Source organism: Xanthomonas campestris pv. phormiicola, from assembly GCA_025666215.1.
In the GTDB taxonomy this organism is placed as follows: Bacteria; Pseudomonadota; Gammaproteobacteria; order Xanthomonadales; family Xanthomonadaceae; genus Xanthomonas_A; species Xanthomonas_A campestris_A.
Genome location: CP102593.1, coordinates 3,655,139 through 3,671,312, shown reverse-complemented (window position 1 = coordinate 3,671,312; position 16,174 = coordinate 3,655,139). Strand labels below are relative to the sequence as shown.

Sequence of the window (16,174 nt, the reverse complement as noted above, 5' to 3'; positions counted from 1 at the left end):
CCTTGGATGGCGCGCCTGGGCGTCTGCGCAGGAAGGACGTCGGGAGCGCCCGGCGCCCGCCGCGCGCGCGCCGGCGTGGATCCTTAAAAAGACGCGCCCGCGTCAGGCCACGAACGGCCGCACCTTGGTGCGCACGCTCTTCAGCGCCAGCCGCGCTGGCGCCAGCCCAGGCGCGGTCGCTTCCAGTGTCAGCGTGCCGGCCGTGCGCGTGGTCTGCAGCAGCGCCATGCACAGGCCGTTGAAGGCGCGGCGGCTGTCGCCCTTGTCGTTCTCGTGGCTGGCCGGGTCGCCGTTGCCCAGACCGATCAGCCGACCCGCACCGCGTACGGCGAAGTGCACGGCGGTGTCGGCGGTCGGGACGACGCGGCCTTGCGCATCGACGATCTCGACCGCGACCACGGCGACATCCTCGGCGTCGGCCAGCAACTCGGGGCGGTCGCTGCGCAGGCGTATCGCGGCAGCTGCGCCGGCGGTCTGGCGGGTCTGCACCAGCACCTGCTTGCCATCGCGATAGCCGCGCGCCTCGATGGTGCCGGGCGCGTACTTCACCCGCCATTCGACATGGCCGTAGGCGGGCACCTGCTGCAGGCCCTGGCTGGCGCCGTTGACCAGCAGTTCCACCGCGTCCAGGTTGCTGTGGCACCAGACGTCGACCATGCCGTTGTCGCGCTCGTCCAGCAGGCCGTTCCAGTTCCAGTGCGGGAACAGGTGCAGCACCGGCTCGCGGGTCCATTGCGCGCGGTAGTACCAGTAGTTGTCCTTGGGGAAGCCGCAGCTGTCGAGGATGCCGAACTGCGAGGCCACGTTCGGCCAGCGGTTGTACGGGGTGGGTTCGCCGCGGTAGTCGAAGCCGGTCCAGACGAAGCCGCCGGCGATGTACGGCCGTTGCGCCACGTAGCTCCACCAGGCTTCGGCGCTGCTCGCCCACCACGGGTAGTCGAGGTCGTAGGCGCGGGCGTAGCCGCGCGCGTCGTCGCTGCGGTAGTTGCCGCGCACGCCGACGGTGCTGCCGGTCTCGCTGCCGTAGATCGGGATGTCGGGATGGCGCGCGTGGAAGGCGTCCATCTGCGGGGTGCGGTAGTTGAAACCGACCACGTCCACCACCTGGCCGACGCCGTCGTCGAAGCCCTGGTCCATCGCGAAGGTGGTGGGGCGGGTCGGATCCAGGCGCCGCACCAGTTGTTGCATGCGCGCGACGATGCGTGCGCCGCGCACGGTGACCATCTGCGGTTCCTCGTTGCCGAGCGACCACAGCAGCACGCAGGGATGGTTGCGGCCGCGCCGTACCATCGTTTCCAGTTCCGCCAGCGCCTCGCTGTCGGAGGACATGCGCCGGGTTTCGTCGATGACCAGCAGGCCGAGACGGTCGCACAGCTCCAGCACTTCCGGCGCGGCCGGGTTGTGCGAACTGCGGTACGCGTTGCAGCCCATCGACTTGAGCTGGCGCAGGCGCCATTCGTGCAGGCGGTCGGGAATGGCGGTGCCGACGCCGGCGTGGTCCTGGTGGTTGTTGGTGCCGTGCAGCTTGAACGGCGCGCCGTTGAGCAGCAGGCCGCGCTGCGGATCGAACTGCAGGCTGCGCACGCCGAAGCGCGTGCTCAGCGCGTCGCAGGCGCGGCCGTCGCTGTGCAGGTGGGTGGACAGGGTGTAGCGCTGCGGCGTGTCCGGCGACCACAGCGCCGGCGTGCCGAGATCGAGCGTCTGTTCGACGCGCTGCAGCAGCCCCGGCGCCACCGTGACCGGCGCGGCGGTCGCGCGCGCGACGATGCGGCCGTCCGGTGCGCGGATCACCGAGGTGACGCTGCAGTTGCGCGGCTCGGCGCCGCTGTTGCCGACTTCGGTACTGACCAGCGCCTGCGCGGCGCCGCCTTGCCACGGGCTGCGCACGAACACGCCATGCGTCGGCACGTGCAGCGCATCGGTCTTGCGCAGCCACACGTGGCGATAGATGCCCGCGCCCTCGTAGAACCAGCCCTCGCCCAGGGTGGCGTCCACGCGCACGGCGATGACGTTGCGCTTGCCGTAGTCGAGCACGTCGCTGAGATCGACCTCGAAGCCGCAGTAGCCGCTGGCGTTGCGGCCGACGATGTGGCCGTTGCAGAACACGAGGCAGTCGCGGAACACGCCGTCGAATTCCAGGCAGATGCGCTTGCCCAGATCGTCGGCCGGAATCTCCAGTTCGCGCCGGTACCAGCCGATGCTGGTCTGCGGATCGTTGCGGCCAAGCGGCTTGTAGCCGTGCGCGGCGGCCGGATCGTCGACCAGGATGCTGGCCGAGGCGGGATCCTGGCGCGGCGGCAGCGCCACCGCCCAGTCGTGCGGCAGGTCGATCGCGTCCCAGGCGCTGTCGTCGAAGCCGGGCAGGGCCGCGTCGGCGGTGTCCTTGCCGGCCTTGGCGTAGGTGCGTTGGAACGTCCCGAAGTTGAAGTCGCGCGCCGGGTCGTCGGCATGGCCGAAGTGGAAGCGCCAGCCGAAGTCGCACAGCAGGCGTTCGCGCGGCGCTTGCGCGTCCTCGTCCAGCGTCGGCGCCAGCGCCGGGCCAGCGTCGCTGGGGCTCGCGGCCAGGGCCGCCGGCGCCAAGGCCGCGGCCGCACCGGGAACGGCCGCCTGCACGCCGCCGGCGACCAGCGAGCGCAGCAGGTCGCGTCGGCTCAGTTCGATCATGGTTGCGGGTCCTGTGCGTGCGGCGGCGTCGCCGCGTCGGTGCCGGCCTGCGGCGCGGGCCGGTAGGCGTGGCGCATGAAGCCGATGCCGGGCAGCAGTTCGTTGCCGTGCGCGAAATCGAAGAAGCTGGCGTTCTCCCACGACGAGCCGGTGCCCCAGCGCGTCTTGCAACTGCTGCTGGTCCAGGCCGGTTCCCAGTACACGACGCCGCTGCCGCCGTTGTCGATCACCAGCTGGGTGAGATCGACCAGGTAGTCCAGCTGCCCCTGCGGCGTGGCCGGGTAGCCGCGAATGAGCGAGTCCTCGCCGAGCAGGTTCTGCGAGGTGTCGCCGCTGGCCAGCGTCCACGGGTAGGCGGTCTCCACCACCATCACCTCGGCGGGGTAGCGCTGGCGCAGGCGCTTGATGGTGGCGCCGAGCCCGGCCATCGATTCGCTGGACCACTTGCGGTAGTAGCTGATGCCGATGAAGTCGAAGTCGCGCACGCCGGCCTTGCTCGCCGCGGCGAACCACGGCTCCACGTTTTCCGGCTGGGCGATGTGCAGCATCACCTTCGGCTTGATCGTCGAACGCGCGCCGGCGTCGCGCACCGCCTGGATGCCGGCGCGCAGCAGCTTGGCGTTGCGCGTCCAGTCGATCGGCCGCCGCTTGTCCCATGGCCGGCTGTCCAGCAGGTCCGAGTTGCTCTCGTTGCCGACCTGCACCAGCTCCGGCATCAGCCCGGCGCGGTCCAGCGCGCTCAGCGTGTCGTAGGTGTAGCCGTACAGCGTGCGCGCCAGTTCGTCCTGGTTGGTGATCGCGGCCCAGGCCTTGGGAATCAATTGCTTTTCGCCATCGGCCCAGTCGTCGGAGTAGTGGAAGTCCAGCAGCACCTGCATGCCCTGCGCGCGCGCGCGGCGGATGGTCTTCTTGACGTCGCTCAGGTCGCTGTAGCGGGTCCAGCGCGCATCGTTCCACAGGCGCACGCGCACCAGGTTGGCGCCGTGCGCATGGAACAGCACGAACGGATCCTGCACCGCGCCGTGTTCGCGGTACTGCACGCCGCAGTCTTCCATCTCGTTGACGTAGGACAGGTCGGCGCCCAGATACAGCGGACCGGCGCCGGCGGCGGCGGAGACGAGGGCGGCGGCGAGGGCCAGCGCGAGCGCTGGCATCCGGTGACGGCGTGGGTGCGGCATGCGGTACCTGCGGCAGAAAGGCTCAGAACGTGTAGGTGGCTTCCAGCGCGAAGCGGCGGCCGAACAGCTGATAGCCGCCGTCGTCCTGGTTGGCCAGGCGGTTGCGCTTGTTGTCGCTGTAGGCGCGCAACGGCTCGTTGGTCAGGTTGCCGACCTGGAACTTCAGCCCCAGGTGCTCGCTGAAGCGCCAGGCCAGGCTCAGGTCCACCGTGCCTTCGCTCTCCAGCCGCGCCAGGCGTGCGGCATTCCAGCCGTACACCACGGTGTAGGGGCTGTGGTACTTGTAGCCCACCCGCGCTTCGAACTTGCTGTTGCTGTACCACAGGTCGAAGGTGCCGGTGTTGCGCGCCAGGCCGCTGAGCGGCAGCGGATCGTCGGCCGGCGAGAACTCGTGCAGGTTGGATTCGACGTAGGAGTAGTTCGAGTAGACGCCGAAGTTCTCCATGTGCGGGATGAAGAAGAACGGCGTCTGGAAGGTCAGCTCGGCGCCGTTGATGTAGCCGCCGCCGCCGTTGAACGGGCCGCTGATCAGGTAGTCGCGGCCGTCGATGGTCTCGTGCTGGGTCTTGTAGCCGATGCTCGAGTCCACCCACTTGCGGTACAGCGCCAGCGCGGCCAGCGCTTCCTTGTGGAAGTACCACTCGTAGGACAGGTCGACCTGGGTGGCGCGGAACGGATCCAGCTTCGGGTTGCCGCCGCTGCCGGTCAGCTGGCCGACGGTGGTGTTGGGATCGTCGAGCGCGCGGCCGGTGCGCAGTTCGTCCAGCGGCGGACGCGCGATCACCTTGGCCACCGAGAAGCGCAGGATGCGCTCGTCGTCGAGCAGGAAGTTGAGCGTGGCGCTGGGCAATACGTCGGTGTAGTCGTTGCTGGCGCTGCTGGGCTGGACCACGCCGCCGATGGTGTCGTAGCCGTCGCTGGTGGTGTCGGTGTGGACCACGCGCACGCCGGCGTTGCCGGTGACGTCGATGCCGAACCACTGCGAACTGAATACCGCCTTGGCGAAGGCTTCGCGCACGTTCTCCTTGACGTTCCAATGGTCCAGCAACTGCTCGCTGGCCAGGCTCGGATCGAAGCCGCCGAAGCCGGCCATGGCGATCGCGTTCAGGTCGCCGCCAGTCAGGGCCGGCACGTTCAGGTCGGGCATGCTTACCGGGTAAATCAGGTCCTGGTACGCGGAGATCGGCTGGTCGAAGTTGGACTGGAAACTGCTGGAATGGCGGTTCTGCTTCTCGCGCCGCGCCGCGCGCGCGCCGAACTGCAGTGCGGTGATCGGCGAGTCCTCGATGCTGCGGCTGGCGCTGAGCGCCAGCGCCGCGATCCGGTCGCGCAGCGCCTGCGGCTCGGTCTGCCCGCTGATGCCCCATTCGGGCGTGTCGGAACTGGTGGTGATCGACGGCGTGACGCCGTGGCGGAAGTCGTAGGAGATGGTGTCGGGATTGCTGCCGAACTTGATCGCCCGCCAGTCGTTGTCGCGCTTGGCCTGCGAGAACGACAGATCGCCGCCCAGGGTCCACACGTCGCCGCTCCACTTCGCGTTGAGGCCGGCGGCGGCGAGCGTCTTGACCTCGTTGTAGTGGCTGATGACGTGGTCCACCTGCAGGTTGGAATTGGCCAGCGTGGCGGCGACCACGTCGCCATCGACGATGGTGTAGGACGAGCCGGGCGCGGTATACGGATTGCTGGCGGAGAAGACGCTGTAGCCGAGGTTGTTGAACCAGTTCTGGCGCTGGTCCTCGTCGATCTTGATCCGCGAATACAGGCCGTCGAGCTTGAGTTCGAAGTCGCCCGAGCGCCACTGCACGGTGCCCATCGCACCGGTCCGGGTCTGTTCGGTCAGCTTGAGCTGGTCGGCCGCGCCCCACGGCGTGTAGTCGACCTTGCCGTCGCCATCGACGTCGCGCGCATTGCTGTCGTCGGTATAGCCCCAGCTGCCGATGGAGACGCCGGCATTCTTCTGCTTCTGGTAGGTGGCGCCGAGCGCGATCGCCAGGTTGTCGTTGAAGCGGTGGATCCAGCTGGCGCCGAGGCGGTTGCCCCAGGGCGAATAGCCGTCCACGTCCTTGGCCTCGTCGTAGTAGATCGGGCCGGCGGTGCCGACGAACGTGGGGCCGGTATGGTCGAGCGGGCTGATCGTGGAGATGTCCACCGTGGCGGCGATGCCGCCGGCCACCAGGTCCGCCGATTGGGTCTTGTAGACCTTGACCGTGGAGACGATCTCGGTGGGGAACACTTCCCAGCGCACCGCGCGGTTGGGCTCGGACGAGGCGATCTCGCGGCCGTTGACGGTGCCCATGGTCATGCGCGGACCCAGGCCGCGCACCGTGGCCAGGCTTTCGTTGCCGCGGTCGCGGGTACCGTTGACGCCGGGCAGGCGCACCAGCGCCTCGGCCACGGTGACATTGGGCATCTGCCCCATGTTGTCGGCGGAGATCACCTCGACCACGTGGTCGTCGAGCTGTTTGGCCTGCACGGCCTGGTCGAGGCTGGCGCGCTGGCCGATCACCATCACGTTGTCCAGGGTGACCGGTGCCTGCCCGGCATCGCTGCTCGAGGTGCCGGCCGGCGGCGCCGGATCGGCGGCGACGGTCTGCGCGTGGGCGCCGAAGCTGCTGGCCAGGGCCAGGACGATGGCCGAGCCGAGCAGCGTGCGGCCGGCCGGGTGCTGCGCGCGCCGACAAGCCGGGCGACGGTGGTGTTCCAAAGGCATCTTTGTTCCCTCCCAGGACGAAAGTTACCGAGCAAGTTGACATGAAGACCGGGCAATCCGGTCTTCCCGGCCGCGCTGGCAAATCGCACGTGGCGGTCCCCGTGCGTAGTGCGAACGTGCGTTGTATCGCGGCCTCGCTGCACGAGGCGTGTTGTGTTCCGGCTGCCGTCAGTGGTGGACCTGGCCGCTTGCCGCCGCGCCGATCGCCTGGAACCGGAGCGAGCATAGGAGTGGCTGTCATTCCGTTCCAATGAAGCATTTGGCGTCGGCTATCTCATTTTGGAATTGATCGGCATGTTGCAGCGTGGCATGCGCGGAGCCGTCGGTGGCGGCCGCGCGGGTCGCGTGGTGGCGGATGGGGGGATGCGACGCCTCCGCTGCAGCGCAGGCGCAAGGCTGGTTTTGCGCGCCGATGCCCCTGCGCGGGTGGCATGCCCGATCGCCGCAACTGTCGTGCTGGTGGGGCCGGCGTCAGCCGCCTGCGCCGCTGGCGATGCCGCTGTCGAGCAGGGCCGCGGCCGCCGCACCCAGGCTGCGTTCGCGATGGCGCAGTGCGTGGAACGTGCGCGCGCCCAGCGCCGCGCCGACGCCTTGCAGGCGGCCGCTTTCCAGCCACGGCGCGGCCGCCAGCTGCGAGATCGCCGCCAGGCTGTGGCCGGCGTGCACCGCCGACAGCACCGCTTCGTTCGATGGCAGGGTCAGCGCCACGCGCAGGCGTTCCGGCGCGACCCCGGCCGCGCGCAGCGCCGCTTCGAACTCCGAACGTGTGCCCGAGCCGGCTTCGCGCATGATCCAGGTGCTGGCCTGGGCCAGCCGCGGCAGCCCCAGGCGCAGGCGTCCGGCCAGCGGGTGGGTCGGCGCGGCGACCACCAGCAGGCGGTCGTGGCCGAGCGCGGACAGCTGCAACTGCGGATCGTGCACGCCGCCTTCGACGAACCCCAGTTCCGCGCGGCCCTCGACCACCGCGCGCGCCACGCTTTCGGTGTTGCCCACGCTCAGGCGGATCTGGATCTGCGGGAAGCGCGCGTGGAAGGCCATCAGCCGCATCGGCAGCCAGTAGCTGGCCACGGTCTGGCTGGCGTGCAGGTCCAGGGTGCCGCGCAGCACGCCGCGCCATTCGCTCAAGGCCAGTTCCGCGGCGCGGGTGCGCGCCAGGATCGCCTTGGCTTCCTCGAAGAACGCCGCGCCGGCGGCGGTCAGCGCGATGCCGCGCCCGACCCGGTCGAACAGCGGCACGCCGTACCGGGTTTCCAGCGCCTTGATCGCGGCGCTGGCCGCCGACGGCGTGCGATGCGCGGCCTGCGCGCCCAGGGTCAGGTGCTGGCGTTCGGCGACGGCGACGAACAGGGCGAGTTGTTCCAGGGTCACGGCGGGATCGTTCGATTGAGGCGAACGAACTATCCAACATTATGTGATGGAATGACAGGATCGGCAGGCGCATCCTGCGGCCACTTCGACACGGTGGCGGCAATGCGCAAGACACTAGGCAACATCGCAGCGCAGCTGCCGGGCCTGTTGCTGGCGATCGCGGTCGCCGCGCTGGCGCTGCTGGCGGAGCGGGCGCAACTGCACTGGCTGGGCCGGCCGTGGATCGATGCGCTGGTGTTCGCGATCGCGCTCGGCACGCTGCTGCGCACGGCGCTGGATCTGCCGGCACATGCCCATGCCGGCATCGCCTTCGCCGCCAAGCTGCCGCTGGAAGTGGCGATCGTGCTGCTCGGCGCGTCGGTCAGCTTCGCTGCGGTCGGCGCGGCCGGCGGCCTGCTGCTGGGGCTGATCGCGGCGACGGTGTTGCTGGCGATCGGCATCGGCTACGGCATCGGCCGCCTGCTCGGGCTGCCGGCACGGCTGGCCACGCTGGTCGCCTGCGGCAATGCGATCTGCGGCAACTCGGCGATCGTCGCGGCGGCGCCGGTGATCGACGCCGATTCGGACGAGGTGGCCGCCTCGATCGCGTTCACCGCGGCGCTGGGCATCGTGGTGGTGCTGGCCTTGCCGCTGGCGGTGCCGCTGTTCGGCCTGGATCAGCGCCACTATGGCATCCTCGCCGGCATGACCGTGTACGCGGTGCCGCAGGTGCTGGCGGCGACGCTGCCGGTCGGCGCCATCAGCGCGCAGGTCGGCGCGCTGGTCAAGCTGATGCGGGTGGTGATGCTGGGACCGGTGATGCTGCTGCTCGGGCTGACCGCCGGCCGGCCGGGCGCCGCGCGGTTGCCGCTGCAGCGCCTGCTGCCGTGGTTCGTGCTGGGCTTCATCGGCATGATGCTGTTGCGCTCCTCGGGCCTGTTGCCGCTGGCGCTGGCGGACGCGGCGCAACGCGTTTCGGCGCTGCTGACCCTGGTGGCGATGGCGGCGCTGGGCCTGTCGGTGAACCTGCGCTCGGTGCTGGCGTCCGGCGGCCGCGTGCTGGCCGCGGGCACGCTGTCGCTGCTGGCGCTGGCCGGCATCAGCGGGTTGTTGGTGTGGTGGCTGCCGTGACGCGCAGCATTGCCGTGCGCATGCGGCATGCCGTCGGCATCGCGGATGCATCGCGTGCGGTCCGATGCGGCATCGTGTCGCGACCGCTGCACCGTCGCCGCAGCGCGGCAAGCGCCGCCGCGGCCGCCGGATCGGCGGGGCGGCGGGGCGTGCCGCAAGCGCAGGTTTGAACGCCCTCTGCGCGCGCTGCGCTAGCGGCGTGCGGACATGCCGCCGCGGTGTAATAGTCTCCGCCGCAGGGCCGATCTAAGCTGGCGCCTGTTCTTCGCACGCACCGCCAGGCCAACTCCATGGGACACGACCACAGCCACGCACCGACCGAGATCCGCCACGAGCAACCGCTGTGGTGGGCACTGGGGCTGACCGCCACGTTCCTGCTGGTGGAGATCGCCGGTGCGTTCCTGACCAACAGCCTGGCGCTGCTGTCCGACGCCGCGCACATGGCCACCGACACCCTGGCGTTGATGATCGCGCTGGTCGCGGTGCGGCTGAGCCGGCGCCCGCCCGATGCCAAGCGCACCTATGGTTACGCGCGGTTGGAAGCGCTGGGCGCGCTGTTCAACGGCGGCATGCTGTTCGTGGTCGCCGCGTACATCCTGTGGGAGGCGGTGCAGCGGTTCCGCCAGCCGCAGGACGTGGCCACGGTCGGCATGCTCGGCATCGCCGCGTTCGGCCTGCTGATCAACCTGATCTCGATGCGCCTGCTCAAGGCCGGCAGCGGCGAGAGCCTGAACATGAAGGGCGCCTACCTGGAAGTGTGGAGCGACATGCTCGGCTCGGTGGCGGTGATCGCTGGCGCGCTGGCGATCCGCCTCACCGGCTGGAAGGTGATCGATCCGATCCTGGCGGTGCTGATCGGCCTGTGGGTGCTGCCGCGCACCTGGGTGCTGCTGCGCGAGGCGATCAACGTATTGCTGGAAGGCGTGCCCAAGGGCATGGACATGGCCGCGGTGCGCGGCTATCTGCATGGCGTCCCCGGCGTGGAGGACGTGCACGACCTGCACGTGTGGGCGCTGGCCTCCAGCACGCCGGCGCTGACCGCGCACGTGGTGATCGCCGACGGCGCCGATGCCGACGCCTTGCGCGCGGCGCTGTGCGATGGCCTGCATGCGCGCTTCGACATCGACCACATCACCCTGCAGATGGAAGCCGGGCACTGCGGCGCGGAGCCGTGCGGCACGCCGGCGCGCGCGGCAGCGGGTCCGCACGACGATCATGCGGATCACGATCATGATCACGGCAAGCACGACGACCACGGGCATCGGCACGGCCATGCGCACGGCGCGCATGGGCATTCGCATTTCTGAGTCGAGTCGCTGCGGATCTTGAATGCGGCATGTGGAAGGTGCCATTTGTGGGAGCGACTTCAGTCGCGACGGGCTTTACCGGTAAGGCCTGTCGCGACTGAAGTCGCTCCCACAAAGATCCAGGCAGCCGAAGTTGCCTGATAAAACTCGTCGAACCGGACTCAGGCCACCGGCTCGCGCAGCGCCGGCGCATCCCAGCCCGGGCGCGGCGCGAAGCGCTCGCCGTAGCGCGCCTGCAGCGCGCGCAACCGCTCCAGCAGCGCATCGGCGCCGACCGCGCGGATGTGCTGGATCGGGCCGCCGCGGAACGGGGCGAAACCGGTGCCGAAGATCACCCCGGCGTCGAGCAGGTCGGCATCGGCGACCACGCCTTCGTGCAGGCAGGCCACCGCCTCGTTGAGCAAGGGCAGGATCAGGCGGTCTTCCAGATCGGCCGGCGCCTGGTAGTCCTTGTCCACTTCCGGCTTGTTCGCGCGGCCGTTTTCCCAGGCGTACAGGCCCTGGCCATCCTTCTTGCCGCGCTTGCCCGGTTCCACCGTCTGCAGCGCGGCGGGAATCGGCAGGCCCAGGAACGGCGCCAGTTCCGCGCCGACCCCGGCGGCCACGTCCAGGCCCACGGTGTCGATCAATTCGATCGGCCCCATCGGCATGCCGAACTTCACCGCGGCCTTGTCGAGCGCCGGGCCGGGGATGCCTTCGGCGTAGGCGGTGGCCGCTTCCAGCAGATACGGGAACAGCACCCGGTTGACCAGGAAACCGGGGCTGCCGGCGACCGGCACCGGCAGCTTGTCGATCGCCTTGCAGAACGCCGCCAGCCGCTTCTGGTTGTCGGCGGCCAGGCCGTCGTGGCAGACGATCTCCACCAGCGGCATCTGCGCCACCGGGTTGAAGTAGTGCAGGCCGGCGAATTGCGCCGGACGCTGGATGTGTTCGCGCAGTTCGGTCAGCGGGATCGAGGAGGTATTGGTGCTGAGCAGCGCATCGGGCTGCATCCGCGGTTCCAGCGACTGGTACAGCTCGCGCTTGGCCTGCGGATTCTCGATGATCGCCTCGATCACCAGGTCGGCCAGCGGCACGCCGTCGCCGGGCAGGTCGCCCTTCAGCCGCGCCGCCACCGCCGGGCGCTTGCTGTCGTCCTTGACCCGCTTGGCGAACAGCTCGCCGGCGCGGCTCAGCGCGCCATCGATGAAGCGCTGCTCGCGGTCCTGCAGGGTCACCTCGAAGCCCTTGTAGGCCGACCACGCGGCGATATCGCCGCCCATCACCCCGGCGCCGACCACGTGCACGTGGCGGATGCCATGATCCTTCCCGCACAGCGCCTTGAGCCGCTCGGTGAGGAAGAAGATGCGGATCAGGTTGCGCGCGGTCGGCGTGCTCGCCAGCTTGACCACCGCCTTGCGCTCGGCGTCCAGCCGCGCCTGGATGCCGCCGCCGCCGCTGCGCTCCCACACGCCGATCAGCGCGTACGGCGCCGGGTAATGTTCCTTGCGCGCCTTGCGCGCGACCTGCTTGCGCATCTGCGGCGCCAGCAGCTTGCGCGCCGGCCAGGTGTTGCTGGCCCAGGCGCTGGCGCGCTGCTTGAACGGGCGCGCGCTGCCGGCCAGGGCCAGCGCCACCGCGCTATCGACCAGCACCGCCGGCGCGGCGACCTTGTCGACCAGGCCCATGGCGCGTGCCGCCGACGCCGACACGGTGCGCCCGGTCAGCATCAGGTCCATCGCCGCCGGCGCGCCGATCAGCCGCGGCAGGCGCGCGCTGCCGCCCCAGCCGGGAAAGATGCCGAGCTTGGTTTCGGGCAGGCCGATGCGGGTGGCGCCGTCGCTGGAGGCGATGCGGTAGCGGCAGGCCAGCGCGATCTCGGTGCCGCCGCCCATGCAGAAGCCGTGGATCGCGGCCACGGTCGGGCAGGGCAGTTCGGCCAGTTTCTGGAAGGTGGCCTGGCCGCGGCGGATCGCGTCGTTGACGGTGCCGCGGCGGTCGAATTCCTGGAATTCCTTCAGGTCCGCGCCGGCGATGAAGCCGTTGGCCTTGGCCGAGCGGATCACCACGCCCCTGGGCGGGTCGATGGCGATGCGTTCGAGCAGATCGCCCAGCTCCAGCAGCACGTCCTGCGACAGCGCGTTGACGGGCGCGTCCTGGCGGTCGAGGCTGAGCACGACGACGCCGTCGTCGCGGATATCCGCTTGCCAGTGACTGAATCGGAGCCCGTCGAAGCCTGAAAGCATGGGGAGGACCATCCGCTTATGTATGGAGAAGATCGTTATCATCCAGAGGTTGTTTCCGTTGCGTCAAATCCCAATCCACCGGGGAGTGACGCGGGTCCCGCGACCGCTGGCATGCCGCCAGCCTAACGGAATGCGGGTTAACGTCGTGGGGCGGCGGTCCGCAGGGGCGCTGAACTTTTTTCCGAATTGGCGGTCAGATGGTCCGACGTAGGTTGGGCTGACAGGAGTGCGGCCCGTTATGGCCGATGTCGAAACACCTCAGGAGCTGGACCTGGAACTGGTCCGGCGTGTGCAGCGCGGCGAAAGCGCGGCGTTCGATGTGCTGGTGCGCAAGTACCAACACCGGATCGTCGGCCTGATCGGGCGCTACATCGCCGACTGGAGCGAATGTCAGGACGTGGCACAGGACACCTTCATCCGCGCCTATCGCGCGATAGGGAACTTCCGTGGCGACGCCCAGTTCTCTACATGGTTGCACCGTATCGCCGTGAACACCGCCAAGAACTACCTGGTCGCGCACAACCGCAGGCCGCCCACCGACGACGTCGACGTGCTCGATGCCGAGCAGTTCGACAGCGGCACGCGCCTGCGCGACACCGACACGCCCGAGCGCGAACTGATGCGCCAGGAGCTGGAACAGACGGTGATGAAGGCGGTGAATGCGTTGCCGGAAGAATTGCGAACCGCCATCACCCTGCGCGAGGTGGACGGGATGAGTTACGAGGACATCGCGCAGAAGATGGGTTGCCCGATCGGCACGGTGCGCTCGCGCATCTTCCGTGCGCGGGACGCCATCGACGCCGAACTCCGTCCCCTGCTGGATACCGACAGCGCCACTCGTGAGCGACACCGCGTATGACCGATAGCAAGCCCGTTTCCCCGCCCGAACCGACCCCTGGCGCCGCCGCGCCGGACAAGTTCGAACTGCACTACCGGCAGCAGCTGTCCGCGCTGATCGACGGCGAACTGCCGGCCGACGAGGCGCGTTTCGTGGTGCGCCGGCTGCAGCACGACGAAGAACTCGCCGGCTGCCACGAACGCTGGCAGCTGTGCGGCGACATCCTGCGTGGCCGCGTGTGCATGCCGGCGCCGGCCGATTTCGGCGAGCGCGTGCGCCAGGCGGTGGCGGCCGAGGCGCAGCGCGCCGGCGCGGCGCGCGCCAGCGATGCGGCCGGCAGCCGCCGCGCCTGGCGCTGGGGCGGCGGCGCGGCGCTGGCGGCCTCGGTCGCCGCGATCGCCTTTTTCATGACCCGCGAGCGCCTGCCCGATGCAGCACCGGCGCCAGCACCCGTGCAGATCGCCAGTTCGAGCGCTCCTGCCGCCGTTACGCCTGCAGTCCCCGCAGCCGTGCCGCACGTGCCGACGCCGGCACCGGCCGATCCGCAGGGCGACCTCGGGGCGGCGGTCGCCGCGGCGCCGGCCGTGGCCATCGCCGCGAACCGGCGCCAGGATGCGGCCGCCCGCCGCGGCGCGACCCGCACCCAGCAGGCTGGGCGCAGCAGCACGGCGCGCGCCGCCGAGCCGGTACGCGCGATCGCCGCCGCGGCGCCGCCGCGGCCTGCGGCGAGCGCGTTGCCGCTGACCGCCGCGGCGGCGAGCCAGGCGCTCGCGCAGCAACACGCCGGCGATCCGTTCGCACACCAGACGGTACCGCTGCAGGCCCGGCCATGGCCGCGCTCGGCATTGGCGCCGGCCGCGACCGGCGGCGAGTTCACCGCCAGTTTCCCGCGCCAGGGCGCGGCGGCGGCGTTCTATCCATTCGAGCCGCGGTTGCCGGCCGAGGCGGCGTCCGCGCCGCTGCCGCAGCAGCCTTGAACCCAGGCGTCGGCCGAAGCCCGCGCTTCGTTCCGGCGCGCGGTGCCGGCGGCACCGCCGCTGTTTTCCTTCCCTTTCCCGAACCGGAGGCTCGCGTCCGATGACTCACCGTATCCGCAACCATCTGCTGGGCGTGTTGGCCCTGTCCCTGCCGCTGGCCGCCTGTGCGCAGCAGCCCGAGGCGGGCGCGCCGGCCGCACCGCCGCCGGCCGCGCGCGCCGCGCCCGCACCGCAGCTGGTCGCCGGCCTGCCCGATTTCACCAACCTGGTCGAACAGGTCGGTCCCGGCGTGGTCAACGTCGAGACCACGATCAGCCGCAAGGCCGCGGCCGCGCGCAGCGGCGCCGGCGGCATGCCCGACGATGCGCAGATCCCCGAGTTCTTCCGCCGCTTCTTCGGGCCGGACGGCATGCCCGGCCAGCAGGGCGTGCCCGGCCAGCAGGGGCCGGACGAGGACGACGCCACCCCGGGCGGCCGTTCGATGGGCTCGGGCTTCATCATCTCGCCCGACGGCTACGTGCTGACCAACCACCATGTGGTCGATGGCGCCAGCGAGGTCAAGGTCAAGCTGACCGACCGCCGCGAGTTCACCGCCAAGGTGGTCGGCAGCGACCAGCAGTACGACGTGGCGCTGCTGAAGATCGACGGCAGGAATCTGCCGACGGTGCGCGTGGGCGATTCCAACATGCTCAAGCCCGGCCAGTGGGTGGTCGCGATCGGTTCGCCGTTCGGCCTGGACCACTCGGTCACCGCCGGCATCGTCAGCGCCACCGGGCGCAGCAACCCGTACGCCGACCAGCGCTACGTGCCGTTCATCCAGACCGACGTGGCGATCAACCAGGGCAATTCCGGCGGTCCGCTGCTCAATACCCGCGGCGAGGTGGTCGGCATCAACTCGCAGATCTTCTCCGCCTCCGGCGGCTACATGGGCATCAGCTTCGCGATCCCGATCGACCTGGCGATGAGCGCGGTCGAGCAGATCAAGAAGACCGGCAAGGTCAGCCGCGGCATGCTCGGGGTGACCATGCAGCCGAACATCAGCGATGTCGAGGCCAAGGGCCTGGGCCTGACCGACACCCGCGGCGCGCTGGTCAACGGCGTGCAGCCGGGCAGCGGCGCGGCCAGGGCCGGGATCGAGCCGGGCGATTTCATCGTGGCCTTCAACGGGCAGAAGATCAACACGCGCGAAGACCTGCCGCCGCTGGTGGGCATGCTGCCGCCGGGCAGCAAGGCGCGGGTCACCGTGATCCGCGACGGCAAGCCGCGCGACATCAGCGTGACCCTGAGCGAACTCAGCGACGATGGCGTGGCGATGGGCCAGCAGCTGCCGGGCCGCGGCGGTGCGGCGCCGGCGCCGCAGGCCGCGGAGAGCAGCGCGCTGGGCATCAGCGTGGAGGAGATCCCGGCGCCGGTGCGGCAGAAGCTCGGCCTGCGCGCCGACGAGGGCGTGCAGGTGGCGCAGGTGAGCCGCGCGGTGGCGAGCAAGTCGCAGCTGCGTGCGGGCATGATCGTGCTGCAGGTCGGGCGTACCCCGGTAGCCAACGCGGCGCAGTTCCGCAAGCTGACCGCCGGCGCGAAGAAGGGCGACGTGGTGATGCTGCTGGTGCGCGCGCCGGGCAGCCCGGCCAGCCAGTTCATCGCGATCAGCGTCGACTGACCGCGCGAACGCCGCACTGCCGATGGCGGCCAGCGAACCCCGGTTCGCTGGCCGCCATTGATTTCATTGGGGTTTGTTTCCCGAAATGCTGCCCGCGCAGCGCTTGGTCCACGCGTGGCGCAGGCGGGGCGCCTGGCTCG

10 protein-coding genes are annotated in these 16,174 nt (G+C 70.2%); 5 read left to right on the top strand and 5 right to left on the bottom strand.

The features are described from left to right. Positions 1 to 102: 102 nt before the first annotated feature. The 4 genes from NRY95_15220 to NRY95_15205 form a co-directional block, all read right to left on the bottom strand. Complete coding sequence (locus tag NRY95_15220; protein UYC15072.1) at positions 103 to 2,664, bottom strand: DUF4982 domain-containing protein; 2,562 nt, start codon at positions 2,662 to 2,664, stop codon at positions 103 to 105. After that, positions 2,661 to 3,842, bottom strand: coding sequence for an arabinogalactan endo-1,4-beta-galactosidase (locus NRY95_15215; protein ID UYC15071.1), 1,182 nt, complete (start codon positions 3,840 to 3,842; stop codon positions 2,661 to 2,663). Before NRY95_15215 ends, NRY95_15220 begins: the two co-directional genes overlap by 4 nt. A 22-nt stretch (positions 3,843 to 3,864) precedes the next feature. Further along, positions 3,865 to 6,552: a TonB-dependent receptor gene (locus NRY95_15210; protein ID UYC15070.1), complete on the bottom strand. Its 2,688-nt coding sequence runs from the start codon at positions 6,550 to 6,552 to the stop codon at positions 3,865 to 3,867. A 471-nt stretch (positions 6,553 to 7,023) separates the two neighbouring features. Continuing rightward, positions 7,024 to 7,920 carry a LysR family transcriptional regulator gene (locus tag NRY95_15205; GenBank protein ID UYC15069.1) on the bottom strand — a complete coding sequence of 299 codons (897 nt, stop codon included), beginning with the start codon at positions 7,918 to 7,920 and terminating at the stop codon, positions 7,024 to 7,026. A 102-nt stretch (positions 7,921 to 8,022) separates the two neighbouring features. On the opposite strand from NRY95_15205, the gene NRY95_15200 reads away from it, so the two are divergent. Next, positions 8,023 to 9,030, top strand: a complete 1,008-nt coding sequence (locus NRY95_15200; GenBank protein UYC15068.1) for a putative sulfate exporter family transporter — start codon at positions 8,023 to 8,025, stop codon at positions 9,028 to 9,030. Between the two features lie 290 nt (positions 9,031 to 9,320). After that, on the top strand, positions 9,321 to 10,337 hold the full coding sequence (locus NRY95_15195) for a cation diffusion facilitator family transporter (protein UYC15067.1): 1,017 nt from the start codon (positions 9,321 to 9,323) through the stop codon (positions 10,335 to 10,337). 161 nt (positions 10,338 to 10,498) lie between these two features. On the opposite strand, the gene NRY95_15190 is transcribed toward NRY95_15195, so the two are convergent. Further along, positions 10,499 to 12,562, bottom strand: coding sequence for a 3-hydroxyacyl-CoA dehydrogenase NAD-binding domain-containing protein (locus NRY95_15190; GenBank protein ID UYC15066.1), 2,064 nt, complete (start codon positions 12,560 to 12,562; stop codon positions 10,499 to 10,501). A 238-nt stretch (positions 12,563 to 12,800) separates the two neighbouring features. Between NRY95_15190 and rpoE the strand changes: the two genes are divergently transcribed. The 3 genes from rpoE to NRY95_15175 all read left to right on the top strand — a co-directional run bounded on the left by rpoE (position 12,801) and on the right by NRY95_15175 (position 16,034). Next, a complete protein-coding gene (gene rpoE / locus NRY95_15185; protein UYC15065.1) occupies positions 12,801 to 13,421 on the top strand; it encodes an RNA polymerase sigma factor RpoE in 621 nt (206 codons plus the stop codon). Further along, positions 13,418 to 14,377 (top strand): sigma-E factor negative regulatory protein, encoded by a 960-nt coding sequence (locus NRY95_15180; GenBank protein UYC15064.1) that lies wholly within the window; start codon positions 13,418 to 13,420, stop codon positions 14,375 to 14,377. Before rpoE ends, NRY95_15180 begins: the two co-directional genes overlap by 4 nt. Before the next feature lie 100 nt (positions 14,378 to 14,477). Then, positions 14,478 to 16,034, top strand: a complete 1,557-nt coding sequence (locus NRY95_15175; protein UYC15063.1) for a DegQ family serine endoprotease — start codon at positions 14,478 to 14,480, stop codon at positions 16,032 to 16,034. The last annotated feature ends 140 nt before the right edge of the window (positions 16,035 to 16,174 follow it).

Bases quoted from the DNA above. Each gene is read 5' to 3' on its own strand.
- NRY95_15200 (UYC15068.1), top strand. From the start codon at position 8,023: ATGCGCAAGACACTAGGCAACATCGCAGCGCAGCTGCCGGGCCTGTTG.
- NRY95_15180 (UYC15064.1), top strand. From the start codon at position 13,418: ATGACCGATAGCAAGCCCGTTTCCCCGCCCGAACCGACCCCTGGCGCC.
- rpoE (UYC15065.1), top strand. From the start codon at position 12,801: ATGGCCGATGTCGAAACACCTCAGGAGCTGGACCTGGAACTGGTCCGG.
- NRY95_15215 (UYC15071.1), bottom strand. From the start codon at position 3,842: ATGCCGCACCCACGCCGTCACCGGATGCCAGCGCTCGCGCTGGCCCTC.
- NRY95_15190 (UYC15066.1), bottom strand. From the start codon at position 12,562: ATGCTTTCAGGCTTCGACGGGCTCCGATTCAGTCACTGGCAAGCGGAT.
- NRY95_15195 (UYC15067.1), top strand. From the start codon at position 9,321: ATGGGACACGACCACAGCCACGCACCGACCGAGATCCGCCACGAGCAA.
- NRY95_15175 (UYC15063.1), top strand. From the start codon at position 14,478: ATGACTCACCGTATCCGCAACCATCTGCTGGGCGTGTTGGCCCTGTCC.
- NRY95_15220 (UYC15072.1), bottom strand. From the start codon at position 2,664: ATGATCGAACTGAGCCGACGCGACCTGCTGCGCTCGCTGGTCGCCGGC.
- NRY95_15210 (UYC15070.1), bottom strand. From the start codon at position 6,552: ATGCCTTTGGAACACCACCGTCGCCCGGCTTGTCGGCGCGCGCAGCAC.